This is a genomic window from Rhizobium sp. P44RR-XXIV (genome assembly GCF_001999485.2).
Lineage (GTDB): Bacteria > Pseudomonadota > Alphaproteobacteria > Rhizobiales > Rhizobiaceae > Rhizobium.
Genome location: NZ_MPVZ02000027.1, coordinates 354,106 through 379,308, shown reverse-complemented (window position 1 = coordinate 379,308; position 25,203 = coordinate 354,106). Strand labels below are relative to the sequence as shown.

The window sequence follows — 25,203 nt, the reverse complement described above, 5'->3', positions numbered from 1 at the left end:
GTTTTCCTGCCGGGGCCTCCCGGCCTTCTTGTCTTGCGTCGCAGCGTGGGAAGCAGATGAGCTCCCATCTGTCTTGGCCACCTGGACCTCCTCCCGGTCACACGGCGGCTTCACTCCATTGGCTGCCTAGGCGGCGGCCGTTTCAATAACTCCATCCAGCAAGGCTGCCGCCACCGGATCGGCGCCGGCAGGTTCGCGCATCAGGCCAAAGGTCGTGGCGACGATCCGGCCTGCGCCGACCCGTCGCTCGGCAATGGTCGCGCAGGGCTTGTGAATCCAGCCCGCCATCGTGCCGGCATGGACGAGGCCATCGAAATGGATCGGCCGGAAGCCGGTGATGACGCGGTTGGGATTGACGCCGACGAAGGAAAGGTCGGTGAGCGGGCCGCCCGGAAGCCGTGCAAATACGCCGGAGCGCTTCACCCAGCTAAAGCCAGTGACCCAGTTGCCTTTCCAGATGGTGCCGTTGCGCTCGGTGACGCGCATCTGCGGCATCGGCTGCCCGCGATCGCCTCCGGTCGGATAATTCCAGTTCGGCTGGTCATTGCGCAGGTTGCCAAACGGTGCGGGCGCGATATCGGCGAGCGACACGTAGCGGGCGCCGTGCTCCATGGCGTCGATATCGGTCTGGCTCAGCGTCGATGCGACCCGGACATCCGCGTCATCAGCACCGACGACCTCATAGCCGAGCGCGGCCAGATAGGCTGCAATCTCGGGCTCACCAGAGAAAACAGAGAGCGCGGGCTTGGACCTTTGGGCGTAGACGCTGATGTCGAGACTGTTGCGCGCAAGCTCCTTGCCACCGGCGGTGAGCGTGAACTGGGCGCTGATCTGCTTGCCGGCCTTTTCCGCCCCAAAAGACAGATTGAGCGCTGGCAGGCGGTGCACGGACGTTGCGTCCACTGCCGCAACCGCCATCCTGCCCGCCTCTGCGCCATCGATGCTCCAGCTCAGCTCGGCAGCGGGCAGCGCCTTGCCGCCCGTCGAGATTTCGAGCTCGATACTGGTGGTGTCACCCGCCCAGACGGCATAGCGCTGCATGCGCGGCACGATGACGACATCGGTGTTAATCTCGTGGAAGCGGCTGTGATAGGCACGCGTATTGCGCTCCATGTCCATGAGGCCATTGGCCTCCCAGTGCAGATCGGTCAGCTCGGTGATGACATAGCCCTGGATCGAGGCATGCCGGCGCATTTCCTCGATCTCGAACTTCAGCGCATTGAACTGATGCCATTGCGCATCCTCGATAAAAGTATCGAAGGACGAAAAGACCTTGTCGAACTGGTAGGTGCGGAAGCGCTGCTGGACGCCATGCGGATAGGTCGCGCCTTCGCTATCCCATTCCAGGCCGTTGATGAACCAGAACGGCTCCTTGCCGTCCTGCAGCAGCTTGTCGGGATGCGGTAGCCCCCAGACGCCGAATTCGGAGACGACGAGCGGTTCGTCGCCGCGCCGCTTCGCATCGCCGTTCGGCGAATAGGACCAGTCGGGCCGCTTGGCGAAGGCTGAAACCCAATCGGCCCATTCACGCGCCATTTCCGGCACCGAGGCGTAGTAATGGTAGTCATCGATGTCGGAGACGATGTGGAAGTTCGGAACGCAGGCCGAATTGTCGACCACGAGCCGGGTCGGGTCCTTCTTCTTCAGCCAATGATAGGCGCTATACAACCACGAGCGCTGATCGGCGCTTTCGACAAGGCGCGTGCCCCAGTCTTCGTTGATGATGGTCCAGATGACGATGGAGGGGTGGTTGCCGTCGCGGCGCAGGATGCCTTCCATCGTGTCGAGCAGGCGCTTGGCCGAGGCCTCTGTGAATGTCTGAATATTGGGAATTTCCGTCCAGACCAGCAGGCCGAAGCGATCAGCCACATCATAATAGCGGGGATCGGGAACCTTGATATGGCAGCGCAACAGGTTGAGCCCGAGCTCCTTCGATTTACGCGCCTGATCCTCCAGAAACTCCAGCGACGGCGGCGTGTAGATGCCTTCCGGGTAATAATCCTGATCAAGCGCGCCGCGCATGTAGAATGGCTGGCCGTTCAGGAAGAATTTTCCGTCTCTCGCCTCGAAGCTGCGAAAACCGAAATTCTCGGCCATGGCATCGATGACGACGCCACCCTCGGAAAGTTCGACCACAGCCCGGTAAAGTGTGGGATCATCTGGCGACCAGGCCTCGACCTTGGCAACTTTGAGCGTGACTGAAGCTTGCGCCGCGGCATCAAGGGCAAGCTCCTGCGACGCCGCCACCGCGCCGTTGCGATCCAGAAGCGTGATGCTCAAAGCGCCGGTAAAGGCCGAGGCCAGTTCGACATCGACAGTCACATCGCCAGTGGCGAGATCGGCGCGAATGGACTGGTGCGCGACATGCGCCTCGCTGCGGCATTCGAGCCAGACCGACTGCCAGATACCGCCCAGCATGCCGTACCAGCTCTGCTTGCCGTGCGGGATTTCGTCGAACGGAAAGTCGGGGAAAGCCTTGGCATCGGCACTCGGCAAGGTGACCCTTACCTCAAGGTGCAATTCACTACCCAGAACATCCGCAGGGATGACAAACTCAAACGGAAGATAGCCGCCCTCATGAGAGCCGAGGCCGCGGCCATTGACGGAGACTTCGGCGAAATAGTTCACCGCGCCAAAATGCACGACCACCTGACGCCCCAGCCACTCCTGCGGCGCGACCAGCGAACGCGAATAGGTCGCCACGCCGGCGGCAGCGCGCAGATCCGGAAAATGCGCCTGCCAGGGGGCCGGCACCGCAATCGTCGTCTGCCTTTGCCCCTCCAGCTGAAAATCCCAGATCCCGTCGAGTGACAGGCGTGCACGCGGCCCGGAATGGGTGTCGGCGAAACGGCGGGAGGAGATGGTCATGGGCCGCAAGCTTTCCAGTTGGATTTAGTCACAAAATAAGTTACATACAAGTTTCGTAACTTAAAAATGTAACACCCGCAAGACCCACCGCTTCACATTGTCCGCCAGATTTTCTAACGTGCCGGCCAGTTGCCTCAGAAAGAAACCGCGTGAACGACAAAACAATGAAACGACCGACAATGTCCGACATCGCTGCAAAGGTCGGCGTTTCGCATGCGACGGTTTCACTCGTATTGAACGAGGCCCCCGGCAAGCGGGTTTCGGAGGAGATGCGCAATCGCGTGCTGGCCGTGGCCGAGGAGCTTGGCTACCAGAAGGCCACGCCTGCCAATCACTCGCTCGGCGGCATCATCGTGCTCCTCATCGATGATCTGATGGCTTCGCATCACGCCGCGCCGCTGATCGAAGGCGTGCGCGAGGCGGCCGAGGAGCGCGGCTTGGCGGCGGTGACCGTGGTGACCGGCGGACAGGTCGAGTTCGCGGAAACCATTCTCGACTATATGGGCCGGCGGCAGATCGTCGGCGTCATCTACGCCACGCTCATCACCCAATTGGCGCCGGTGCTGCCGTCCAAACTTTCCAACTATCCAACCGTACTCCTCAACTGCCATCAGCAGCGCGCCGAGTTCTCCTCCATCATCCCCGGCGATCTTGCCGGCGGCTTTGCAGCGACGGAGGCGCTGATCAAGGCCGGGCATCGCCGCATCGCCATGATCGACGCGGGCAAGGATCGGCTGGAAGCGGCCCGCGATCGCCTGAGCGGTTACCGCCAGGCGCTTACCACCTACGACATGGCCGTCGATCCGGATTTGATCGTCTCCGGCGCCTGGTCGCTCGATCTTGGCCGCGAGAAGATGCTGCAGCTGCTCGACCTGCCATCCCCGCCGACAGCGGTGTTCTGTTTTTCAGACCGGGTGGCGATGGGCGCCTATGACGCCATCAGGATGCGCGGCCTGAAGATCCCCGACGATATTTCCGTCGTCGGCTTCGATGACGAAAGCCTTGCCCGAAAGATCCTGCCGCCGCTCACCACCTTGAAGCTGCCGCATGAGGACATGGGCCAATGGGCGGTGACTGAGCTTCTGGAAAAGATAGCGCAGCCGAAGAAACCGCCCGTGCGGCTGAAGATGGAATGCCGGCTAATCTTGCGCGCTTCCATCGCCCCGCCCCGTTGAAGCCGGCAGGCAAACAAGGACAAGATGATTGTCCGAACAGGAATGAAAAGCTCTGAATGTCGAGGTGGCGGCGGGCCGTCCCTGTAGCTCGCCGCCGCCTGTATGAATCCCGATGGATCGGAGACTTGTGAGCCCTGCCTCACGAGAACGGATAGGGTGTATAATCGGCGTTGTAGCCGAAATAGCGCGGTCCGACGAGTGCGATACCGGCGGGCGTCAGCCATTGCGGATTGCAGGGAAAGGCCAGAGCCACCAGCCGAAGCCCGTAGCGAAGCGAGTCCGCGGTAACGGGATTGCCGCTTTCCGCCTCGAGCAAGGTGATCAGATCCGGTGTGGAGCAGATCATCTCTCCGTCGCGCTCGGCCATCAGGAATTCGTTCTGGAAGTCGAGCTTGAAGCTATGCCCTTTCCACGTCTCCAGACCATCGAAACGGGCGCTGCCACGTGCAAACCCGCCAACGGTGCGGCGATCGATATCCCTGACGCGGCCGTTGAAAATGATACTGGCTCCAAGCATCTTCGTAATCGCAGTGACCGGATCGGCATGGGCCGCCCGGGTTTCACGCAGCGTCCGGCCAAGATTGGCGCAGAGTGAGAGCGTGCCGCGAACCACCGCCTTCTTCGCGATGTCACCGCTCATCGGGTAGAATGCCAGCAGCGCCGAACCACCCATTTCGACGGTTGCGGCGCGTGCCAGCCGCTCGGTCCAGCCATTGCTGACTGTTTCAAGAACCAGCGAATTGCCCTTGTCGTCGCAGAGCACCATCGGGGTCGCCGACACGCCATGCATCGTGAAGGTCACCATCTGCAGCTCGGGATAGGCGCGCCCCATGCCGTCGCCATCGACAAGCGGCAGGCCGGTTGCGGCCGCGACCACAAAGGGCGTCGTCGAATTGACCCCGCCAGCCTCGCCGCACAGAACCGCATCGATCTTGCGGCCGAGGAGTTGTTCAAGCTTGCGGAAGGCGGTGACCAGCTCGTCGCCCTGCGGCAACTTCTCCGTCATCACCGTCGGCGCCCCCATCATGCAAACGGGGACGACGAGCGCGTCATCGGCCAAGTCTTCGACATCGATGAGTTTGACCGGCCCGTGCTTGCGGATCGCTTCCTGTGCCATGAGCTTGCCGACATAAGGATCGCCGCCGCCGCCGGTACCAAGAATGGCGCCGCCGATTGCAATGTCTTCAAGATCTTCGGCATAGATCGTTCTGAGGATTTTCATGGCCGCCCCTATTCCGCTGCCTGACGAACCAGCAAAGGCTCAAACGTCAATTCCGGAAAGCCAAAGGCTTTCGGCCCGACGATTTCGAGCGCCCGCGGCGTTTTCAAAAGGTCATGGGCCGGCAGGCCGATAACGGCGACGCGCTGGCCGTAGCGCAGCATCTCCGTGGTGATGGGCTCGCCGGTGTCTATTTCGAGATTCATGATCAGGTCCGGCACCATGACGGCAGGCTGCTCATCGATCCAAAGGACGAGGTTTTCGTTCTGGATGGCGATGCGCGCTTGCGAACCCGTCCAGTCTCCCGTGCCCGTTATGATCGCATGCCCGCGCGCAAAGCCGCCGGTGAGTTCGCGACGAATATCGACGATCTTGCCGGTGAAGAACAGCTTGGCCCCGGTGGTCTCGACGACGCGCTCGACGACATTCTGACGCTTGGCGCGTGCATCGAGCACGGTGCGACCGATGGCCAGAGCCTGGGACACCGTGCCGGGGACCGCGGTGCGCTTGACGAAATCGCCGCGCATGGGCGCAACCGCAAATCCGGCCCCTGCCCCCATCGCGACCGCGACGTCGCGGGCGAAACGTTCCAGCCAGAACATGTCGATGATGTCCTTGAAGACAACGACATTGCCTTTTTCGTCAGCGATTGCAGCGGGCGAGACGTCAGCACCGTAGATCATGTAGGTCGTCATCTGCACTTCCGGGAAGGCACGGCCCATGCCATCGCCATCGACAACCGGCAGCCCCGCCATCGCCGCCGCGATGATCGGCTCGATGGAATTCGAGCCGCCGATCTCAGCCGAGATGACGGCAGACACCTTGACGCCCGCCGTCTCCTCGACGGCCCGCATGGCGCGGTAGCATTCGCCGCCCTCTTCGATCTTCTCGACGCCGACGACCGGAGCGCCGATGCCGCCGACTTCTGCGACCCAATCGCCATCCTCTAGCGCATCAAGCGGAATGATACGGACTTCGGCGCCCTTGCGGATCAGTTCGCGGGCACGCAGCATGCCCACATAAGGATTGCCGCCACCGCCGGTCCCCAGCAATGCTGCCCCGATCGAAAGCGGCAGCAGGTCTTCTTCCTTGAGCAGATAACCTTCAGCGGCCATTGAGCTCTCCTACGGCTTTGACGCGGATACGCGTGGCGTTGCCCGGCAGATAAGCGAGCGGCACATCCTCAACATCGACGATTTCGATCGATTCCGGCGATGCGCCTGCAGCAATTGCGGCCTGGATCGCACGGTTCTTGGCATCTTCGAGCGACTTCTCGCGGCCAAGCTCAGCCAAAGCATAGACGCGGTCGACTTCGCCCGAGACCTGGGCGATCGCCGCACCCACGGCGTTGGCAACGCCGAAGTGAGACGGCTTGATCACCTCAAGACCGGCAAGGGGACGGGTGACGAGGATCGAGCCGCCGCCGACGACGATAACAGGCAGGGGATCGGGCGAGAGCCGCGAACGCTCGACGCAATCCTCGAGCATCTCGTGGATCTTGTCCTCGGCGCGCTCGAGCAGATCCCTGGAGAGGTGCGACACCTTGGAGGCATCTCCGAGTTCGGCATGACGGGCAGCAACCGAAATATCGGTCGTGGTCAACGTCTGGCCGCCGAAGACCAGCGCCTCCGTCTTGATACGGTAGCCGACCGAAACCGGACCGATCTTCAGACCCTGATCCGTTTCCACGACATGCGAACCGCCGCCAAGACCGATCGAGAAGACATCGGGCATGCGGAAATTGGTGCGCACGCCGCCGACTTCGACGGCAACCGTTGCCTGGCGCGGAAAGCCCTTATGCAGCGAGCCGACGTCGGAAGTGGTACCGCCAATGTCGACGACGATGGCGTCGGCAACGCCGGAGAGGAAGGCTGCACCGCGCATGGAGTTGGTGGGACCGGAGGCAAAGGTCAGAACCGGGAATTTCTCGGCAAAGGATGCATCCATCAGCGTGCCGTCGTTCTGGGTGAGGAAGAACTTGCCCTTGATGCCGGCTTCGCTGATCGCCTTGCGGAAAGCATCGATGACATGCGCAGAGAGATCGCGCAGGCAGGCGTTCATGATCGCGGCATTCTCACGCTCGAGCAGACCGATCCGGCCGATTTCACTGGACATGGTGATGTGCGCACCGGGGATCGCCTTCGCGAAGATCTCGGCCGCCCGCTTCTCGAAATCGGCGCTGACGGGTGAAAATACCGAGGTGATGGCGATCGTGCTGATGCCCTTGGCCTTGATGTCGTCGGCAATCTTCAAGAGCTCGTCTTCGTCGAGCGGCGAGATCACGCGGCCATCGAATTCGTTGCCGCCATGGGCGAGATAGGCGTGGTTGCCGATCGACTGCTTCAGATCCTCGGGCCAGTCGACCATCGGCGGCAGCGAGGCGGTCGCCGGCAGGCCAAGACGGACAGCCGCCGTCTGCGCGAGATCGCGGCGCTGGACCACCGCGTTGGTGAAGTGCGTCGTACCGATCATGACGAAATCGACGGCAGAGGCCTCCATTTTCGAAGCCGCGAGAACATCGCGCAACGCGTTGACGACACCGCTCATGACATCCGCCGTGGTTGCGGACTTCACGCCGGCAATCACCTCCGGCCCATTCATGATGACGGCGTCCGTATTGGTGCCGCCGACGTCAATACCAATTCTAATCATCAGTCTTAACCTCGTTCGTGACTTGCTGTTTGACCGGCTTCCCGCAGCGCGAGCAGTTTCTCGGCTGTCGGGATTTCCCCGTCGATCAATGGAATTTTCGGGCGCATCGCCTGTTCCTCCTTCGAAATCACCGGAACGGAGGCAAGGAGAAGACGCGTGTAGTCGTGGGATGGGTTTTCGAAGACGGCGGAGACCGCCCCCGTTTCGACGATCTGGCCGCGATAGAGCACGCCAACACTGCGGGCGAAGTTGCGCATCAGGCTGAGATCATGGGAAATGAAGAGGTAGGTAAGCTCCATCCGCCGGCCGAGATCGGCGAGTAGATCGATCACCCGAGCCTGAACGGAGACATCGAGCGCCGAGGTCGGCTCGTCGAGGACCAGAAGCTTGGGTTCGACGGCAAGCGCGCGGGCAATCGCCACGCGCTGTTTCTGGCCGCCGGAGAGTTCGTGCGGATACCGATCTGCGAAGTCGGCCGGCAGCTGGACCATTTCCAGAAGCTGAGAAACCCGCTGGCGCTTGTTACCGGCGTAGTCATGGGCATCGAGCGGCACCATGACCGATTGGCCGACCGTGCGGCGCGGATTAAGGGAAGAACCGGGATTCTGGAACACCATCTGCACATGCCGGCGATGACCGCGCGATTGCCTGGATAGGCTCTCGCCATTGATCAGGATGTCGCCGCTATCAGGACGCTCCAGACCCATGATCATCCGGGCGATGGTCGACTTGCCCGAACCGCTCTCGCCGGCAAGGCCATAGACTTGGCCCTTCTCGATCGAAAACGAGACCTCATCGACCGCGGCAACCGCACCGATCTGCCGCCCGAAGGCATTGCGCACGGGGAAGGACTTGCACAGCTTGCGAATTTCCAGCATCGGCGCGCTCATGGTGCCACCTCCTGGCCAAAGCGCATGCCGCCGGTGAGCCGCGGTACGGCGTTGATCAGGCTTTGGGTGTAGGGATCTCGTGGAGCCTCGAAGATACCTGTGGTTTCGCCGTGTTCGACGATGATGCCCTTGTTCATGACGTAGACGTAGTTCGAGGTTTCCCTGACCACGCCGAGATTATGGGTGATCATCAACAGGGCGAGCCCGCGCTCCTCGACCAGATCCTTCAACAGCTTGAGGATCTGGGCCTGGGTCGTCACATCGAGTGCTGTGCCCGGCTCATCGGCGATCAGCAGCTGCGGCTCACTCAGCAGCGCCATGGCGATCAACACACGTTGCCGCATCCCGCCCGATAGCTCGATCGGGTAGGACCGAGAAATCCGCTCGGGATCGCGCATCCGCACCTGATCGAGAACCTGATGGACGCGTGCCATGCGTTCCTTGGCCGTGCGCGAGCGGCCCAAACGCTTGTCGGCATATTTCAGGATCGTGCCCATCTGGTCGCCGATCGTGAAGACCGGATTGAGCGAACTCATGGGATCCTGGAACACCATGGACATGGCCGTGCCGCGCAGCCGCAGCCGCTCCTTGTCCGGCATCGTCAGCAGATCCGCGCCATCGTAGTAGATCTCGCCACCAAGAATGCGGGCCGGCGGCTGGCGCAGCAGCCCCATGATCGCCTTCATCGTCACCGTCTTACCGGAGCCGCTCTCCCCGACGAGAGCGACCTGGGAACGGGCGGGAACGTCGAGGCTGACATTGTGCAACACCCTGCTGGTGCGGCCATAGGTCGAGAACGCCACTGAGAGATTGTTGACGCGGAGAAGCGGGAAGCTCATCGGACCTCCTGGACATCGAAGAGGTCGCGCAGGCCGTCGCCGAGAAGATTGAAGCCGAGGGCGACGAAGAGAATGGCGGTACCCGGCAGCACCGATTCCCACCAGTAATCCGGCAGGAAGGCAGCACCCTGGGCAACCATTGTTCCAAGATCCGGTGTCGGCGGCTGGATGCCGAGGCCGAGGAAGGAAAGGGACGCACCGACCAGGATGACGAAGCCGCAATCGAGCGAGGTCTTGACGGCGAGCGCAGAAACGCAGTTCGGCAGAATTTCGCGGAAGAGGATGTGGAACTTGCTCGCCCCAAGCGTCTCCGCCGCCTCGATGAACTCCTGGCTGCGGATCTGTTTGGTGATCGAATAGATCAGCCGCGTATGCCACGTCCACCAGAGCGCGGAGATTGCAAGTAGCGAGTTGATCAGATTTGGCGACAGCACGGCGGCAACGGCAAGCGCCATGACCAGCGGTGGTATGGCCAGTGCAATATCGGTGAGGCGCATGATGACGGCCTCGACCCAACCGCCGAAATAGCCGGCAAGCATGCCAAGCACGGTGCCGACGGGGACAGCCGTGCCGAGAACCACAAGCGCCAGCAAGAGCGAGATGCGCATGCCGAAGACGACACGCGTGAAGATATCGCGGCCAACATTGTCGGTGCCGAACCAATAGTCGGTCGACGGCGGCAGATGGCGAGCGCGGAAATTCACCGCGGCACCGACATGTTCCGGATGTGGTGTGATCCAGGGCGCCAGAAGTGCGGCCAGTACACAGACAATGACGATCACGGCACCGATGACAGCCGTCGGATTGCGCGAGAAGCGATACCAATTCTGGTAGGCATTGGAGAGGCGCTCTGGCTGCACGGACGTTTCCAGCGAGGTCTCAGACATCAGCGCCTCCCTCGAATGCGAATGCGAGGATCGACCATGCCGACCAGCACATCGATGACGAGATTGACGACCACGAAAAAGACGCCGGAGACGATCACCACGCCCATGACGGCATTGAGATCCTTCTGCATGATGGTGCGCACGCCATAGGCCGCCATGCCGGGCCATGCGAAGACCAGTTCCACGACGAAGGCATTGCCGATCAGCGATGCAAATTCCAGGCCGGAGATGGTGAGCGGCGGCACGAAGCTTGGCCGCAGCATGTATTTGAAAACACGCACCCGCTCCGGAATGCCGAAAGCCCGGCTGGCCTCGATATAGTCCTGGCTCGCCACGTCGATCATTGACGAGCGCGTGATACGGGCGATCTGGCCCATGGTTGCCGCAGCAAGAGCCAGGGATGGAAGCAGAAGATGGCGAAAGGCCTCGCCGAAGACGTCAAGACGCCCGCGCAGCAGCGAATCCACGCTGAGGAGACCGGTGATATCGGGGGTGAAAGCCATGTTCGGCGGCAATCGGCCGGTTGTCGGCAGGATGTGCAGGACATAGCCGGCAAGGATCTGCAGCAGGATCGCCAGGAAGAAACTCGGGGTGACAGCTGAAAAGATGGCGATCAGGCGCACGAGATTGTCCGGCCAGCGATCCTTCCAACGCGCCGCGGCCACGCCAAGGGGGACACCGAGAACGAAGGCTATGGTGATCGTCGTCAGGACCAGCTCGAAGGTGGCGGCAAAGGTTTCACTTATATCGCTGGCGACGCGCCGTTTCGTCAGAAGCGACAGACCAAGATCGCCGCCGGCCAGCCCGGAGACATAGATCCCATACTGCTGGATCAGAGGCTTGTTGAAGCCCATGGTCTCGCGAAGCTGCGCGACCTGCTCTGCGCTGGCGCGCGGCCCAAGTGCGAGGCGAACCGGATCACCGGGCATTCCGCGGGCAATGGCGAAGATCACCACCGAAAGCCCGAACAGGACCAGCAGTGACCAGAGCACGCGCCTGATCATGAAGAGGAGGAATTCCAATATCCAAGCCCTGTCTCGAACGAAAAGGAGAGATGGCGACGGCCCGAAGGCCGTCCTGTCTCAAGCAATCCGGACGGGAAGCCCGCCCGGAGAACATGCAAACCGCTATTTGCAGGTCCAGCTGTAGCGCGTGAACTTGTAGTCGAAAGACTGCATGGGCACGGCGTGGAAGCCTTCGAGGCACTTGTCCATCGCGTGCTGAACCGTCTGTGTCTGCAGGAAGACATCGGGCTGCAGATCGACGATCTTATGCTGCAATTCCTTGTAGATATCGGCCTGCTGTTTGGCGTCTGCCGTTTCGCGCGCCTTGTCTATGAGCGCGTCGATGACCGGGTCCTGCAGCCATTCCGCCGAGGCCCAGGTGCCAGCCGCCTTCGAATGATACTGCGTGAAGAACATCGAGTCGGGCGACGGATAGGTCGGGCCGAAGAAGATCTGGCTCACGGCGGGTGTCGTATCGACCTTGTTGGAAATCTCGGTGATGCGGTTCCACGGATCGGCCTGCTGCGTCACCTTGAAGCCCAGTTGTTCGAGATTCGATTGCATCAGCAGGCTGATTTCTTCCTCGAACTTGGTGCCGGCGACATAGCCGAGCGTGATCGGGATGTCCTGTCCGGCATATTTCGACTGGGCGATCTCGGCCTTGGCCGCATCCATATCGAACTTCGGTGCCTGAAGGTCATTGGCATAAAAATCGGCGAAGCCGGGAGGCAGCGGGCCATTCAACTGACCGCCCGGCACGATGACGTTGCGCACCGTGTCGTAGTCGGTGGCGTAGGCGAGTGCCTTGCGGATATGGATATCATCCGTGGGCGGCACCTTGGTATTGAGCTTCAGGTAGAAACCGATCGTCGTATCGCTGCTGACGATGTTGAAACGGCCCATCTCCTTCAATGCCTTGTAGGTATCGGGTGACTGGTACTGGCTGCTCATCGTCAACTCGCCCGATGCGGCAAGCGAGCGGACGGTCGCCTCGTCATTGGTGATGATCCAGCGGACCTCGTCGATCGGACCTTCACCAAAACCCTTGTAGTACTTCGGATCACGCTCGATCGTCATGGAGGCACCGCGATCCCAGGCCTTGAGCGTATAGGGACCGGCACCGGCAGCGTTCGTGGCGAGATAGGTCTGGCCATCGTCGCTGCCGGCGTTTTTCTGGACGACGTCAGCGTTGAGGATGAAGACGGCAGGCACGGTGCTGAGGAACGGCGCGAAGGCCTTGGAGAGCGTAAACTTCACGGTATGCGCGTCAACGGCAGTGACGGAGCCAGGCTTCAGCACATCGGCAAAAAGATTGGCGGGACCCTGGTTGATCTTCAGCAGGCGCTCGAAGGAGTAAACGACGTCGGACGCTTTGACAGGCGAACCATCGGTGAAATGGGCGTCGGCGCGAAGCTTGAAGGTCACTTCCTTCGCATCGGGAGAGATCGTCCAGCTCTCGGCGAGTTCCGGCTGCAGATTGCCCGTCGAATCGACGGTGATCAGACCATCGTAAAGGTTCACTGCCGCCATATAGTCGGTGTAGTCGGAGATTTTGGCCGGATCGATCGTGCCGAAAATCTGAACAGTATTCATGGTCACGACCGTCTTGGCCGCAGCCGTTCCCGCAATACCTGCGACAAGGGCGGCAAGTGCAGTCGACGCAATCAATCTAAGCTTGCTCATGCAATCTCCCGGTTCGGTTCAAGGTTCCCTGCGAGCTTTTGCCCGCTTATGTCTAGAGTTCGCTCCGGCGTCTTCGTGCGCCTATGGAGTGGAGCGTCAATCATGCGGGACGATGCTCGACGGCATCCGGCGCTTGGGTCGCCGACAGCGTGAGTACGCATCCGGGCTCCTTCGCTCATCAAAGCCTTAGAAGCCGTATGGAAAAGATTGCATAGGCAACCCGGCGCGCCAACACGAACCAAGTCTAGGTTTTTGATTAAATGGTATAGGTTTTGTCGTCCTGTGACAGGCATAACCTCGCCATCAACGAGGCGTCAGCTGACCATACCCAGTGCGCGCGCAGTTCCGATCGCTTCCTGCCGATTGCGGCAGCCAAGCTTGCGATAGACATTTCCGAGATGAAACTTCACCGTCGCCTCGCTGAGCCCGAGCGTATGGGCGATGTATTTGTTGGCCGCACCTTCCGATATCATCAGCAGGATCTTGCTTTCACGGCGCGAGAGGTTGCTGCGCTCGCCGGGGCCGGTCGAAAGCCGGCCGCTGTCGCGCAATTTGCGGATGATCTGCTTTGCCGCAAGCGATGTGGCGAGGAAGCCGCCGATGCGTTCATTGCTGATCAATTCATCAAGTAGAACCCGCTCTTCCGACAAGGGCGCGATCGCCCCCAGCCGTGCGCAATCCTCGAATGTCTTCTGTAGAATGGAACGCGCGCGGGTGAGATTTCGCTGCCGCTTGGCGATGTAGGCAAGCCAGATTTCCAGGCTGATCCGCTGGCGATCGGTAATGTTGAGATTACGCATGAGACCGGCGATCAAATCATCGAGACCCTCCCATGTGGGCTGCTCGTAGACCATCTGCCGCATCCACGCCAACACCAGAGCCATCTCGTCTCTGTTGTCCATGCGCTCCAGCACCTGATTGGAGCCGAGCACCCAGTTTCGGTCGATGCGCGAGTCAATCGCGTTCAGGCGCTCCGCGGCTTCCTGCCAGCGATTGGCATTTTGCAGGACGGCGACCTCGCGGATTTCGATCATGACCTGGAATTGCCGGTTCGACACCTGGTAGACGCGCCAGCGGTCGAGGAAGCTTCTTGCCGCGATTGTCGAAAAATGGCTTCCAAGCGCCTGGCTGCCGTAGTGCAGTGCCAGTTCAAGCAGGCTCGGCCAGATTTCACCGTGCGAAAAATCGTCCATCTCCAGACTGAGAAAACGCGACAGCGGCTCCGCCCGTCCGGACTCGTACTCGATACAGGCTTCGAGCAGCACCTGAAGGCGCGCATCGTTTGGGCTTTCGAACGGAACTTCGGCCAGGCTCTTGGCGGAGAGCGCCGCATGCTTGCGCGCTGCCAGCGCATCGCCCATCAGCAGCCGGATCAATGCCCTGTGCAGGCTGATATAGAAGGCAAGCATCGGCGACTTGGCGCATTCATAGTGATACATGGCGCGCTGCGCCACATCCTCGGCCTCCGCAAAACGGCGGTTGCGAATGTAGAATTCGAGGATCGAATTGTAGAAGCTGCCCCGGAAGAGATGATCGTCGATCGGAAATTCGGCCACGAGCGCAAAGCAGCGATCCAGCAGTTCCTCCGAGAAGAAATAGTCGTCATAGATCAGCATCAGCAGCCGAAATGCCCGAAACTCCCTGGAAAAGACCGAACGGGGTGAAAACACCGCTTCAGGATCATTGGCAAGATCGCCAAAACGATCGGCGAGCAGGCGTCGCGCCCGCGACACATCGCCTTTCTTCAGCGCCTGCAAGGCAAGCGACAGTACTAGCGCCTCCGTCTGCAATGCGAAACTGCGCGGAAAGCCTGAAAGAACGCGCTCGAATGCATCCGGCCCGTGAAAATAGAGGAAGAAATCGCCGTGCTCATCGTTGAAAACACGCAATGCACTATCGAAGAAGCCTGCACGCTGAAAGGTCAGGATAGCATCGACCGGGCGTCCGCTTTCGACAAAGGCCTCGGCAATCGCCTTTGCCTCGGCAGCAACGCTCAGGCGCTCCTCGATGACGACATCCAAAGCGGTGCCGAGCTCTCCTGCAACGGCCGGTGTATTGATGCCGCCATCTCTTTCAAATGGGATCAGCGGGTATTCGGATTTCGAGCGCGTGCCGCGCCCATCGAGCAGCATGCGCAGATCGACAAGCGCTGTTGCCGGCATCGGGCGAAGCATTTCGTTGGCAAGAAAATCGATCAGCGCAGTGCCGGCAAGTTTGGATCTGAAGGCGGCGAGAGGCCAGCCGCCCGAACTCTTGCGGACGGCTTCGGCTCCGTCACCGAAAATATCTGCAAGTTCAGCATCGCTTAACAGCAAGTGGTTCGGATCGATCACATGAGCATTGCCATAGACCAGCGCGCGCGACAGGCCGGGCAGAACCACATCCGGCCGCTTCGCAATGAAGATACGCGCCGCGCCGGCGGCAAAAGCATCGGCAAGCGACTCCGGCTTCGCGTAGGGCGGGATATCCCAGACCTTTACCGCCCCTGGCGTCACCTCGGCCGACAGCGCCGGCCCGCGCTCGACCTCGACGCCAAAATGACGGGCAACATGATGCAACATGGATGACTTGCCCATGCCGGCCGGCGCCTCCAGCACGACGATGGGCTCCGGGCGCGAGAGCAATTCCGCCAGGAGGACGGAGCGGATAATCGGATCGTGCATCAACATTCGCCTTGGCGCGCAGTGTCAGGTTCGCAGGCGGGTATGTGCCTTGCCACACCGGCGTCCCACTTCGATTATCGTGACACTTTGCGCGAAATCGAGCCAACCGCAAGCTTCGCGGCCGCGACGATCCAACTATACTTCGGGCCAGCCGAAATTTCAGACATAGACGTCGGTGTAAAGTTCGATCGGGTCGGGCAACGGGCTGGTCTTGGCAAAATCGACTGCCTCGGCGACGATATCCTTGATTTCCTTTTCGATCAGCTTGATGTCGTCCTCGCTGGCATGGCCATCCTCGAGAATGCGCGCACGCGACCGGTCGATCGGATCGCTCTCGTTCTTGACCTTTTGCACCTCCTCGCGGGAACGATACTTAGCCGGGTCAGACATCGAATGGCCGCGATAGCGGTAGGTCAGCATTTCGAGGATGAAAGGCCCCTTGCCCGCCCGTGCGTGTTCGACAGCTCTGGCACCCGCGGCTCGCACGGCGCGGACATCCATTGCGTCGACCTGTTCGCCCGGGATGTTCAGGGACAGGCCACGCTCAGAAAGATTGAGATTTGCGGAAGCACGCTCGATGCTGGTGCCCATGCCGTAGTGATTGTTTTCGATGACGTAAACCACTGGCAGATCCCAGATCTTCGCCATGTTGAAGCTCTCGTAAACCTGGCCCTGGTTCGACGCGCCATCGCCGAAATAGGTGAGGCAAACACGGTCGCTGCCGCGATATTTGTTGGCGAAGGCAAGGCCAGTGCCGAGGGATGCCTGTGCACCGACGATGCCATGCCCGCCATAAAAGCCGCGTTCAGGCGCGAACATGTGCATTGAGCCGCCTTTACCCCTCGACACTCCCGACATGCGGCCAGTCAGCTCGGCCAGCACCGCCTTGGGATCCATGCCCGACATCAGCGCGTGACCGTGGTCACGATAGGCCGTGATGACCTGATCGCCCTCGCCGATGGTCATCTGCATGCCGACGACAACGGCCTCCTGGCCGATATAAAGATGGCAGAAGCCGGCAATCAGGCCTTCCCCATACATTTGCCCGCAGCGCTCCTCGAAGCGGCGGATCAACAGCATGTCGCGAAAGGCTTTCAATTCCTCGTCCCTGGAGAAAACGAAATTCGGGTCGGCATTCAGCTTGGTCATGATATTTCCTTCGTCTTGGGATGAGCAGCGGCAGCAAGCCTCAGCTGCTCGAGAGCTTGAGGCCGACGATGCCGCTGAGGGTGACGGCGATCCAGAAGAGGCGGATGAAGGTCGCGGGTTCGCGGAAGATCACGATGCCCAGAACGATCGATCCGACCGCGCCGATGCCGGTCCAGACGGCATAGGCAGTGCCGAGCGGCAGGACCTGAAGCGACTTGCCGAGGGCATAGATAAAAGCGGCGAGCAGGAAGAAGGACAGGACGGACCAGGCCAAACGACTATAGCCATCGGCCATCTTCACGCTGATCGCCCAGGCAACATCGAGAAGACCGGACAGGATCAACAATCCCCATGCCATGCCCGTTCCCATATGCGTCTCCATCATTGTGTTGACTCGCAGCCTTGCGGACGCGGACCGTGTCGGCAAAAGCATGAGCCCGGATGATAGGAGTGCGGAGCGCGCAACGCCCGTTGTGGTTTTGCAAGCCGATATTTCCGCCTGACAACCAAGGTCTTGCAACCGCTCGGCTTTGACCTCGACGGTTTGCAGTTTGCCGTTCGGAAAGTCTGGCTTGCATCTTTGCAATGCAAACCATGCCGTTTGGAACTTATACTGGGACGGGAAGAGACATCGATGCTCGGACGCCGTTCGACAACACGCTTTCCGATTTGCAATGCATCATGTCCGGATGCAGATCCAATTTGCGAGGTAGCAAGAACATGACAGACTGGAACGAATTCAGGATTGTGCTGGCGATTGGGCGGGCTGGGTCGCTTGTCGGCGCGGCAAAGGATCTGGGCCACGACCATTCGACGGTCTTTCGTTGGCTGAATGCCCTGGAGAAGCGCCGAGGCGTGCAGTTGTTTGATCGCACATCGAGCCAATATGTGCCGACCGAAGCCGGCTTGCAGATGGTCATGGCCGCCGAGCGGCTTGAGACCGAGATTCTTGCGATCGATCGTTCCATCACAGGCCAGGACACCCGACTGTCCGGCAAGCTCAAGATCACCTCGTCGGAGACCTTGGCCTACCGCATTCTCAACGAAGTGCTTGCGGGCTTTCGTCGCGAACATGACGGCATCGAGCTGGAGCTGCTCGTCGATAACAGGCAGCTCGATCTCCTCAGGCGCGAAGCCGATATTGCCATCCGGGCCACCCGCCCGCACGAAGGCGAGCTGTTCGGCCGCAAGATCGCGTCGACGCCCTGGACCTTCTATGGCAGCAGCGCCTATCTCGCCGATCGCGACCGTCCCATCGACATCGCCTCGCTTTCGAGCCATGCGGTGATCGGTTGGGACAGCGGTGCAGTTGCGGCGGCAGCGAGGTGGTTGACGGAGAATATTTCGCCCCGCGCCTTCGCATATCGCTCCAGCAGTCTCATCAATCAGCTCATGGCGGTGAAGGCAGGCTTGGGCTTGGCGCTCCTGCCTTGCTACCTTGGCGATTTGGAGCCCGATATCGAGCGGGTTCAGGACCCGCTCGACGAACTCACCCGAGAGCTCTGGCTGATCACGCATAAGGATCTGCGCAACACGGCCCGCGTACGAGCTTTCTTCGATCATGTCGGCGGCGGCCTGCTCGCACGGCGGGCGCTGCTAGAGGGAGAGCGCGGCGGTGCTTTCAGCGCCGCCAGTTGAGCGAACTAGCTGACTCGGCCGTGTATCAGCTATTTGCGCAGGCCTTCGGCAACGAGCGTCATACGCACGCCTGGGCGTTCGGCGATCTCCGCTAGATACCGTATCAGATTTGGCCATGCCCCAAGATCGATACGAAGCCCCCTGGACCAATTCATGATGGTGAAGCAATAGGCATCGGCGATGCTGAAACGGCCTCCGACCAGATAATCCTGTGTCGCCAGATGAGCTTCCAGAATGTCGAAGCGCTGCCGTAGCCTTTCCTTGGCAACCTCGGCAGCCTGCGCGCCATATTCGGGATGGAACAGCCAGGGGCTGAAGGTCTTGTGCAGCTCGGAGCTGATGAAGGTGAGCCATTCCTGCAGACGATAGCGCTCAAAGCTGCCCTGTTCAGGCGCCAGCATCGCGTCCGGCTTTTTGTCAGCCAGATAGAGCAGGATCGCGACGCCTTCAGTGAGGATCTCGCCATTGTCGAGCTCCAGCACCGGCACCACACCCTTTGCACTGACCGCCTTCAGATCACGGCCATCCTCGACGCGATGAGGCTCGCTGCGAATGTCCACCTTTACCAGATCGAGAGTGAGCCCGGCCTCGACGGCAACGATGTGGGCGGCCATCGAACAGACGCCCGGCGCATAATAGAGTTTCATCTGGAGTTTCTCCTGTGTGTTTTTCGCAGCTACAGGATAGGCGCTTTGGGAGCGAAACACCGGTTGGAAGCTGGCAAGCGCGCGTTGCCGACAGGCAAGCACCGAGCCTCCTGCACCTGCTTGCAGGAACGCAAGCCCGCATTGCCCTATGGCAAGGCGTCCATGCGAGACGTAGGGTAGGATCATCCGCTAGACAGGGCGTGCTTCCGCGGTGCGGAACAGGACAATGATCGTTCGCCGCATCGCAATTCCATACATTCAATTCACAGAATGGACCGATCCAATGACAATTCAGCTCTACAGCTTCTGGCGCTCGAATGCGGCGTTCCGCGTCCGGGTCGCACTGGCGTTGAAGAAGCTTGCCTTCGAGGAAATCGAAATCGACATTCTTTCCGGCCGTCAGTTCGATGCCGACTATGCCGAAGTGAACGCCGAGCGCGTCGTGCCCACGCTTGTTCACGACGGCCATCGCATTTTCCAGTCGCTTGCGATCATGGAATATCTCGACGACATTGAGCCGGAACCGCGCCTGATGCCGGCCGACGCCAAGGAGCGCGCCTATGCCCGGTCGCTGGCGCTGGTTTCGATCGCCGACGCTCACCCCTTGATCGTGCCGCGCGTCCGAAAGCATCTGGGCGAAGCATTCGGTGCCGATGCCGATGCAATCGAGTCATGGTGCAAACATTGGACCGTGGAAGGACTTGCGACCTATGAGCGGCTGCTGACACGGCGTCCCCCTGCTCCATTTGCATTGGGAGCCGCACCGGGGATCGCCGACATCTGCATTGCCGGCCAGATCGTCATGGCCAATCTTTACAAATTGGATCTCGCAGAATTTCCAACGGTAGCAGCGCTTGGGAAGCAATGCTTCGAGCTTCCGGAATTCGCCGAGGCACATCCGTTCCGGCAAGCCGGCTACCGATCCGGCAAAACGCAGCACTAGCAGGGCGGCACGCTTCACTGCCCTAGAGAACCTCCGGCACCATCTCGCGCAGGATTTTTCGCAGCAGCGGCCGCACAGCGGTCGTTGCCGGCGAAAGGGTGCGCTCGCGTGCGGTTATGATACTGACCTGGCGCGTGATCGCCGGACCAATCAACGGGCGCGCGGCAATGCCGCGCCCGTTCAGCGCCGCAAAGGCATAGGTCGGCAGCACCGCGACACCGGCGCCGCTTTCGACGAGCGAAAGCGCCGTATGTATCTGATGCACTTCCAGATGCGGACGAAGGGGCAGGCCGGCTGTTTCGAAACCGATTTCGGTCAGCAGGCGGATATTGCTCTCCCGCGTCAGCGTGATGACGCGCTGATCCGCCAACGCCTTCCAATCCACTTCCTCGAGTGATTTGAAAGGGTGATTCATTTCGATGAACACCATCAGCCGGTCGCTCAGCACATGCTGGCGGTCGATCCCTTCCTCATCGGCATTGAAGGTGCCGATGCCGATCTCATAGAGGCCGTTGCGGACGCGCGGCACGATCAGATCGGTTCCCACATCCTCGATCCGCAGCCGCAGGCTCGGATGAAGCTTGGCGACCTCCTGCAGAAGCCTGGGAAGGACCGTGGCACCCAAAAGCGGTGGCGCGGCTATGCGCACCAATCCAGTCCGCAACTCGCTGAGGTCGCGCACGGATTCCACGGCGCGCTCGATTTCGGCGAGCCCCGGCAACACGCCGGCGGCGAAAATCTGGCCCGCCTCGGTCAATTCCACGCGCCGTGTCGTGCGGTCGAAAAGGCGCGTGCCCAGCAACGCCTCTAAATCATGAATGGCATGCGAGACGCCCGCCTGGCTCGTGCGCAATCGCTCGGCTGCGCGGGAGAAATTGCCAAGCTCGACGACGGCTTGGAAGCATTTGATCTGACGTAAATTGATCATCGGTCGATCCATACTGGAATTAACATGAATATATGCAGTTTCCGCCGGTTCTTGAATAAAAAAATCTGCTGCTTAATGGTTCGGGAGATAGAACTTTGCCAAACACGCCGGCCTTAAGGATCGGCAATCGGAATGCACGGAAACGCTGGAGGAATGGTCGCGCTCAGCCGCATCTCAGTGGCCACGTTACCGACATGCCCCTCCTGGCGCCCATGCCCCGAACATTCCGACGATCAAGGAGGATCCATGAAATACGACCGCAAGAACGCCAAGGCCCATTCGCGCGCGACCATGCGCGGCATTTGGGCTGCGGCCAACACGCCCTTCCATCAGGATGGTGCCATCGACGAGGATGGTTTCCGGCGGAATGTCGATCATTGGATCGGCGATCTTGCCATCGACGGCCTCTTCATCGCCGGCAAGCAGGGCGAGTTCTTTGCCATGTCGCTGGACGAGCGCAAGCACCTGTTCGACCTCTCGGTCGAGGCGACCGCCGGCCGGGCGCAGACGATCATGTCCTGTTCCGACCAGAACATGGATGTCGTCATCGAGCTTGCCAAACATGCGCAGGCCTGCGGCGCCGACTATATCGTCGTCCATGCGCCGATCCTGCATTTCTTCAAGGCGCAGGACGAAACGCTGCTGCGCTATTACGAAACGATCGCGTCCAAGGTCGATATTGGCATGGCGCTATGGTCACATCCCGACAGCGGCTATCTGATGAGCCCCGCGCTCTGCAATCGCCTCGCCGATATTGAGACGGTGGTTGCCATCAAATATTCCGTCCCGCGCGACATGTACAAGGAGCTGACCGCACTCGCCGGTGATCGTATTCTTGTGTCCACCGCGTCGGAAGAAGAGTGGCTCGACAACGTGCTGGAACTGGGCTGGCAGCTCTATCTCTGCTCGTCGCCGCCTTACACCCTGCAGACCAAGGTCGACAGGCGCATGCGCGATTATACCGACCTCGCTTTCGCCGGAAAGGCGGCTGAGGCGAAGGCCGTGAGCGCAAGCCTCCAGCAGGCTCGCGATGCCTTCAAACGCTCGCGCCCTGCCGAAAAGCCGCATGCTCACCAGAAATACTGGCAGGAACTTCTGGGGCAGGCAGGCGGACCGGTGCGTGCGCCGCTGCTGGAGCTGACGGAAGCAGAGAAACGCCTGACGCGCGACGCCTTCGAACAAAGCGGCTTAAAGCTCGGCTGAACAAGAGAAGAGAGGAACGACAATGACCAGATTGAGCGCATTCAACCTTCAGAAATGGATCGACGAACACCGCCATCTGCTGCAGCCACCCGTCGGCAATCAGCAGATCTGGAAAGACGGCAACCTGATGGTGACGATCGTCGGCGGCCCGAACCGCCGCACCGATTATCATGATGATCCGTCGGAAGAATTCTTCTACCAGCTCAAGGGCGACATGGTGCTCAAGCTCTATGACGGCAAGGAGTTCTATGACGTGCCGATCCGCGAAGGCGATGTCTTCCTGTTGCCGGCCCACATCCGCCACTCGCCGCAGCGTCCGCAGGAAGGCTCGATCGGCCTCGTGATCGAAGCGGTCCGCGAGGAAGGCGCTCTTGACGCAGTTGAGTGGTATTGCTTCGAATGCACAACTTTAGTGCACAGGGCCGAGGTCGATCTGGAATCTATCGTTGACGACCTGCCCCCGCTATATGCAAAATTCTACGCAGACGAGAAACTTCGCACTTGCCCGAAATGCGGGACGATCCATCCCGGCAAGATACCGCCGGAAGGCTGGGTGAAGCTGCAATAACCTCCGCCCTGGGAGAGGCGGAAGGAACCTTAAGAACAAATGCAATAACGACATAATGGGGAACCCAATGAAACTCAGGAACACGCTTTTTGCGCTGACCGTTGCGCTTGCCAGCGCGACGGCTGCGCTCGCGGCCGATCCGGTCAAGATCGGCGTCATCACCACCCTGTCCGGCCCCGGCGGCTATCTCGGCCAGGACGTTCGCGACGGCATGAAGCTCGCGATCGACATGGAGGGCGGCAAGCTCGGTGGCGTACCGGTCGAACTCGTCGTCGAGGACGACGCGAATAAGCCGGCTAACGGTCGGCAGATCGCCGAAAAGATGATGGGCGACGAAAAGATCAAGCTTTTGACCGGCATCATCTTCTCCAACATCGCGGGCGCCGTGGTGCCCGACGTCGTTGACGGTGGCGCGATCTACATCAGCGCCAATGCCGCACCCTCGAATCTGGCCGGCCCGGACTGCAACGCCAATTATTTCGTGGTCCCCTGGCAGAACGACTCGCTGCACGAAGCCTCCGGCATTGCTGCAAAGGAGCTTGGCTACAAGCGCGCCTTTGTCCTGGCACCGAATTATCAGGCCGGCAAGGACGCGCTGAACGGCTTCAAACGTACCTTTGGCGGCGAGATCGTCGGTGAGGTCTATACCCAGCTCGATCAGACCGATTATTCCGCCGAAATGGCGCAGATTCGCGCCGCCAAGCCGGATGTTGTCTTCCAGTTCCATCCCGGTGGCCTCGGCATTGCCTTCCTTCGCCAATATCAGCAGGCCGGTCTGCTCGGTCAGATCCCGATGGTGCTCTCGGAGCCGTCCAGCGACGCCGTCGTGCTGAAGAGCCTAGGCGATGCGGCCGTCGGCCTGAAGGTGACCTCGCATTGGAGCCCGGACTTCGACAATGCCGCCAGCAAAGAGCTGGTCGCAAAGTGGAAGGCGACCTATCCGGATCGGCCTCTGACCACCTATGGCACGCAGGGTTATGATGTCGCCCGCCTGATCGCATCCGCGCTCAAGGCAACCGGCGGCGTCGACGACATCGACGCCTTCCGCGCCGCAGTGAAGAAGGCCGATTTCCAATCGGTGCGCGGCAAGTTCAGCTTCGGCTCGAACCAGCATCCTGTACAGGACTGGTATCTGCTCGAAGTCGTGAAGGGCGCCGACGGCGTGCCGACCACAAAGACGCTGCGCAAGCTTGTCGAAAACTACGGCGATATCCACGCCAAGGATTGCAAGCTTTAATCCGGACACAATGGCCCGAGCGACGCCTCGCGCGCCCGGGCCATAGTGCTTTGGCTTCGATTCACGCCCGACGGAAGGTCGCTGGACCGCGCAATGACCCTTATCCTTGAACAATTGCTCAACGGCCTGCTCTACGGCGTCATGCTGTTTTTGATGGCCGCCGGGCTGACCCTCATCTTCGGCATCATGGGCGTCATCAATCTTGCCCATGGCTCGCTCTATATGGTCGGCGCCTTTGCCGGTGCCTGGGTGGCGAATGCCACCGGCAATTTCTGGCTGGGCCTGCCTGCCGCACTGGTCGCTTCGACGATTGTCGGCATCGTCGTCGAGCTTGGCGTGATGCGGCGCCTCTATGAAAGAGACCATCTCGATCAGGTCCTGGCTACCTTCGCCCTCATCCTCATCTTCAATGAGCTGACGGTGCTGCTGTTTGGCCGGCAGCCGGTCTTTCTGCAGCTTCCCGACATGCTGTCGCAACCGATCGAACTGCTGCCGGGGCTTCTCTATCCGCCCTTTCGTCTGCTGATCATCCTCGTCGGTCTGCTCGTGGCGCTCGGCCTCTATCTCTTGATCAACCGCACGCGCATCGGCATGCTGGTCCGCGCCGGCTCGACCAACCGCGACATGGTGCGAGCCCTCGGCGTCGATATCAAGCTGCTCTACACCCTGATTTTCGGACTGGGCTCGATGCTGGCAGGTCTTGCCGGTTTCATGATGGCCCCGATTGTCAGCGTTCAGGTCGGCATGGGTGAACAGATCCTGCTTGCCACTTTCGTCGTGGTCGTCATCGGCGGTGTCGGCTCCGTCAAGGGTGCCTTCGTGGCCGGCATCACGCTCGGCGTACTGGACACGGGGCTTAGAGCCTTCATGCCGGGATTGTTGCGTCACCTTATGGCTGGTCCGGATGCGGATGCGCTCGGTGCGGGCATCTCCTCCATGGGCATATACCTTTTGATGGCTATCGTGCTGCTCGTCCAGCCGAAGGGCCTCTTTCCGGCGAAAGGTTGACC

General features: G+C 60.6%; 21 protein-coding genes. 7 read left to right on the top strand and 14 right to left on the bottom strand.

The genetic code is table 11. The features are described from left to right. Positions 1–126 precede the first annotated feature (126 nt). A complete protein-coding gene (locus BSK43_RS14075; RefSeq protein WP_077472051.1) occupies positions 127–2,868 on the bottom strand; it encodes a glycoside hydrolase family 2 in 2,742 nt (913 codons plus the stop codon). Positions 2,869–3,032: 164 nt separating this feature from the next. Here BSK43_RS14075 and BSK43_RS14070 point away from each other — a divergent pair, with 164 nt between their 5' ends. Further along, complete coding sequence (locus BSK43_RS14070; protein ID WP_246662576.1) at positions 3,033–4,043, top strand: LacI family DNA-binding transcriptional regulator; 1,011 nt, start codon at positions 3,033–3,035, stop codon at positions 4,041–4,043. A 139-nt stretch (positions 4,044–4,182) separates the two neighbouring features. Here the strand turns inward: BSK43_RS14070 and BSK43_RS14065 are convergent, their stop codons facing one another. From BSK43_RS14065 to BSK43_RS14015, 11 genes are all read right to left on the bottom strand, one after another. Beyond that, positions 4,183–5,265, bottom strand: coding sequence for a DUF917 domain-containing protein (locus BSK43_RS14065; RefSeq protein ID WP_077472053.1), 1,083 nt, complete (start codon positions 5,263–5,265; stop codon positions 4,183–4,185). 8 nt (positions 5,266–5,273) lie between these two features. Continuing rightward, positions 5,274–6,377 carry a DUF917 domain-containing protein gene (locus tag BSK43_RS14060; RefSeq protein WP_068394379.1) on the bottom strand — a complete coding sequence of 368 codons (1,104 nt, stop codon included), beginning with the start codon at positions 6,375–6,377 and terminating at the stop codon, positions 5,274–5,276. Beyond that, complete coding sequence (locus BSK43_RS14055; protein WP_077472054.1) at positions 6,367–7,914, bottom strand: hydantoinase/oxoprolinase family protein; 1,548 nt, start codon at positions 7,912–7,914, stop codon at positions 6,367–6,369. The genes BSK43_RS14060 and BSK43_RS14055 overlap by 11 nt, the downstream gene beginning before the upstream one ends. 5 nt (positions 7,915–7,919) lie before the next feature. Further along, positions 7,920–8,804 carry an oligopeptide/dipeptide ABC transporter ATP-binding protein gene (locus BSK43_RS14050; RefSeq protein ID WP_077472055.1) on the bottom strand — a complete coding sequence of 295 codons (885 nt, stop codon included), beginning with the start codon at positions 8,802–8,804 and terminating at the stop codon, positions 7,920–7,922. Then, positions 8,801–9,643 carry an ABC transporter ATP-binding protein gene (locus tag BSK43_RS14045; RefSeq protein WP_077472056.1) on the bottom strand — a complete coding sequence of 281 codons (843 nt, stop codon included), beginning with the start codon at positions 9,641–9,643 and terminating at the stop codon, positions 8,801–8,803. Before BSK43_RS14045 ends, BSK43_RS14050 begins: the two co-directional genes overlap by 4 nt. Next, complete coding sequence (locus tag BSK43_RS14040; protein WP_077472057.1) at positions 9,640–10,530, bottom strand: ABC transporter permease; 891 nt, start codon at positions 10,528–10,530, stop codon at positions 9,640–9,642. Before BSK43_RS14040 ends, BSK43_RS14045 begins: the two co-directional genes overlap by 4 nt. Then, the gene (locus tag BSK43_RS14035; protein ID WP_246662575.1) at positions 10,530–11,534 is read right to left on the bottom strand and encodes an ABC transporter permease; all 1,005 of its coding nucleotides are present in this window, start codon (positions 11,532–11,534) and stop codon (positions 10,530–10,532) included. The genes BSK43_RS14040 and BSK43_RS14035 overlap by 1 nt, the downstream gene beginning before the upstream one ends. Positions 11,535–11,657: 123 nt before the next feature. Further along, positions 11,658–13,217, bottom strand: coding sequence for an ABC transporter substrate-binding protein (locus BSK43_RS14030; protein WP_077472059.1), 1,560 nt, complete (start codon positions 13,215–13,217; stop codon positions 11,658–11,660). 314 nt (positions 13,218–13,531) lie between these two features. Then, a complete protein-coding gene (locus BSK43_RS14025; RefSeq protein ID WP_246662574.1) occupies positions 13,532–15,880 on the bottom strand; it encodes a helix-turn-helix transcriptional regulator in 2,349 nt (782 codons plus the stop codon). A gap of 159 nt (positions 15,881–16,039) precedes the next feature. Further along, the gene (gene pdhA / locus BSK43_RS14020) at positions 16,040–17,029 is read right to left on the bottom strand and encodes a pyruvate dehydrogenase (acetyl-transferring) E1 component subunit alpha (protein WP_077472061.1); all 990 of its coding nucleotides are present in this window, start codon (positions 17,027–17,029) and stop codon (positions 16,040–16,042) included. A 40-nt stretch (positions 17,030–17,069) separates the two neighbouring features. Then, positions 17,070–17,387: a multidrug efflux SMR transporter gene (locus tag BSK43_RS14015; RefSeq protein ID WP_077472136.1), complete on the bottom strand. Its 318-nt coding sequence runs from the start codon at positions 17,385–17,387 to the stop codon at positions 17,070–17,072. A 362-nt stretch (positions 17,388–17,749) separates the two neighbouring features. On the opposite strand from BSK43_RS14015, the gene BSK43_RS14010 reads away from it, so the two are divergent. Next, a complete protein-coding gene (locus BSK43_RS14010) occupies positions 17,750–18,667 on the top strand; it encodes a LysR family transcriptional regulator (protein ID WP_077472137.1) in 918 nt (305 codons plus the stop codon). A gap of 29 nt (positions 18,668–18,696) precedes the next feature. Here BSK43_RS14010 and gstA read toward each other — a convergent pair whose 3' ends face one another. Then, complete coding sequence (gene gstA, locus BSK43_RS14005) at positions 18,697–19,314, bottom strand: glutathione transferase GstA (RefSeq protein WP_077472062.1); 618 nt, start codon at positions 19,312–19,314, stop codon at positions 18,697–18,699. 283 nt (positions 19,315–19,597) lie between these two features. Between gstA and maiA the strand changes: the two genes are divergently transcribed. Next, positions 19,598–20,257 carry a maleylacetoacetate isomerase gene (gene maiA, locus BSK43_RS14000; RefSeq protein WP_169055396.1) on the top strand — a complete coding sequence of 220 codons (660 nt, stop codon included), beginning with the start codon at positions 19,598–19,600 and terminating at the stop codon, positions 20,255–20,257. A 22-nt stretch (positions 20,258–20,279) separates the two neighbouring features. Here maiA and BSK43_RS13995 read toward each other — a convergent pair whose 3' ends face one another. After that, on the bottom strand, positions 20,280–21,185 hold the full coding sequence (locus BSK43_RS13995) for a LysR family transcriptional regulator (protein WP_136686923.1): 906 nt from the start codon (positions 21,183–21,185) through the stop codon (positions 20,280–20,282). Between the two features lie 246 nt (positions 21,186–21,431). On the opposite strand from BSK43_RS13995, the gene BSK43_RS13990 reads away from it, so the two are divergent. From BSK43_RS13990 to BSK43_RS13975, 4 genes are all read left to right on the top strand, one after another. Further along, the gene (locus BSK43_RS13990; RefSeq protein ID WP_077472064.1) at positions 21,432–22,388 is read left to right on the top strand and encodes a dihydrodipicolinate synthase family protein; all 957 of its coding nucleotides are present in this window, start codon (positions 21,432–21,434) and stop codon (positions 22,386–22,388) included. A 22-nt stretch (positions 22,389–22,410) separates the two neighbouring features. Next, positions 22,411–22,956 carry a 3-hydroxyanthranilate 3,4-dioxygenase gene (locus tag BSK43_RS13985; protein WP_068394354.1) on the top strand — a complete coding sequence of 182 codons (546 nt, stop codon included), beginning with the start codon at positions 22,411–22,413 and terminating at the stop codon, positions 22,954–22,956. A 67-nt stretch (positions 22,957–23,023) separates the two neighbouring features. After that, positions 23,024–24,193 carry an ABC transporter substrate-binding protein gene (locus BSK43_RS13980; protein WP_077472065.1) on the top strand — a complete coding sequence of 390 codons (1,170 nt, stop codon included), beginning with the start codon at positions 23,024–23,026 and terminating at the stop codon, positions 24,191–24,193. A 93-nt stretch (positions 24,194–24,286) separates the two neighbouring features. Continuing rightward, the gene (locus BSK43_RS13975; RefSeq protein ID WP_077472066.1) at positions 24,287–25,201 is read left to right on the top strand and encodes a branched-chain amino acid ABC transporter permease; all 915 of its coding nucleotides are present in this window, start codon (positions 24,287–24,289) and stop codon (positions 25,199–25,201) included. The last annotated feature ends 2 nt before the right edge of the window (positions 25,202–25,203 follow it).